Raw genomic sequence first — 1,626 nt, forward strand, 5'->3', positions numbered from 1 at the left:
CTGCCGGGCACGCAGCACCACTTCGGTTTCCGTGCGCGCCAGTTCTTTGTGGAGTTCCGCCACGGCGTAGAGCGCCTCGGCCGGCCCTTTGCCGTCCATGGAACCTATCAATGTCTGCACGAAGCACCTCCGGCGTCAACGTTAGTTGACACCGGGAGAGGCGTCAACCCTCGTTGACGGCGAGAAGCCGGCGCAATTCCCCTACGGGATCGGGGATCTCCGGTCCGTGGGAAAAGAGCATCCTGTCCGGCTCCAGCAAACTCAGTTTTATAAGCGACTCTTCGGCCCGCGCAGAGTCCGCTGTAAACTGCTCCGGCGCCCGTCTCATCACACCTCCGGCTGTCCCCACAGCGTCCCCTACGAACAGCATTCCGTCGTCATGCAGCAAGCTGATATGTCCTGCGGTATGGCCAGGCGTCTGCACGATCTGGACATCGCGGACCCTGTCACGTTCCACGAGCGGGCGCAGCGGCACCGCGGAAGGAATCTGGGAAACGTCCGCCGCGCCCGCCCAGATCGCTGCCAACGGGCTCCGTTCCACTACTTCGCCGAGGCCGCCGACATGGTCCGGATGCCAATGGGTGAGGACGACGTCGGTGATGTCACTCCATGCTGCTCCGACACGGTCCAAGGCCGCCGCAATCGCATGCTCGCTGCCCTTGAGGCCCGTATCGATTAACAGCAATCCCCCGGTGTGCGGCACAAGGAAACAGCGTACGTCCATCGTCAACTCAACGGGCCCTGCCAGCCCGGCGGGGATGTGGAGCTCCTGGATGACCGGTTCTACCTGCATCTGTGAGTGACCCATCATGCACCTTTCCAGCGGCTGGTCTTGGTTCAATACTGCGGCACGCACCGTCCCAGTCAAGATGCGCTTTTGGTCAGAATGCCCGGTACATGATGCGTTGCGGGCCGGCGTCGCCGCCTTCGTAGCGGCCGCGGTCCTCGAATCCGGCCTTGCGGTATGCGGCTTGGCCGCCGGGGTTCAGTTCGTTGACGGAGAGTACGACGCCGGCCTGGCCGCTGCCGAGGTCCGCCGTCAGTTTGGCGGCCTCCCGCACGGCGGCCTCCGGGGCGAGGGTTCCGAGGCCCGCCGCCCCAGCCTGGAGCGTCAGGACTCCCACGGCGGCCCCGTTCTCATCCACGGCGAACGGCTGCCGGGACTCTTCCTCGAGCCCGATCAGCATCATCCGCAGCGGGTCCCCCACGAACTTCTGCTGCCCTGCGCAGAGCTCCAGCAGCGCGATCTCCCCAAGCTTGATGGCCCGGGCGTCGTCGTCGAGGTTCTTCAAAGGCAGCAGCCATACATGTCCAGACATGTAGACAGCGTACCCGCGCCGGCGGCGCCCGCCCCTAGCGGAAAGGGGCTACAGCGCAGCGTCCTTGGGCGGCCCGGCCGGATCCATCCAGAAGACTTCCCAGAGGTGCCCGTCCGGGTCCTGGAAGCTGTGCGTGTACATGAAGCCGTAGTCCTGGGCCTCCTCCGATGCCGTGCCCCCGGAGGTCAGGGCGGTACGGATGACCTCGTCCACGGCTTCGCGGCTTTCCAGCGAGAAGGACATGATGACCTCGGCGGTGCCGGCCGTAGCGGCGACGGACTTCGAGGTGAAGGTCTTGAAGTAGGAC

Annotated in this window: 3 protein-coding genes; all 3 read right to left on the reverse strand. The window is 65.3% G+C overall.

Annotated elements, in window-relative coordinates; all coding sequences use genetic code 11:
• Window positions 1-163: 163 nt before the first annotated feature.
• Window positions 164-793, reverse strand: coding sequence for an MBL fold metallo-hydrolase (locus LQV45_RS30885; RefSeq protein WP_230011105.1), 630 nt, complete (start codon window positions 791-793; stop codon window positions 164-166).
• Window positions 794-881: 88 nt separating this feature from the next.
• The gene (locus tag LQV45_RS30890) at window positions 882-1,319 is read right to left on the reverse strand and encodes a GNAT family N-acetyltransferase (RefSeq protein WP_230011107.1); all 438 of its coding nucleotides are present in this window, start codon (window positions 1,317-1,319) and stop codon (window positions 882-884) included.
• 48 nt (window positions 1,320-1,367) lie between these two features.
• Window positions 1,368-1,626 (reverse strand): VOC family protein (locus tag LQV45_RS30895; RefSeq protein ID WP_374208346.1); only part of this gene is annotated, 259 nt, incomplete at its 5' end.

The sequence above is a fragment of the Microbacterium sp. Bi128 genome, assembly GCF_918698205.1.

Excerpts from the sequence above, each read along its gene's own strand:
- LQV45_RS30885 (WP_230011105.1), bottom strand. The coding sequence starts at position 793 with ATGCAGGTAGAACCGGTCATCCAGGAGCTCCACATCCCCGCCGGGCTG.
- LQV45_RS30890 (WP_230011107.1), bottom strand. The coding sequence starts at position 1,319 with ATGTCTGGACATGTATGGCTGCTGCCTTTGAAGAACCTCGACGACGAC.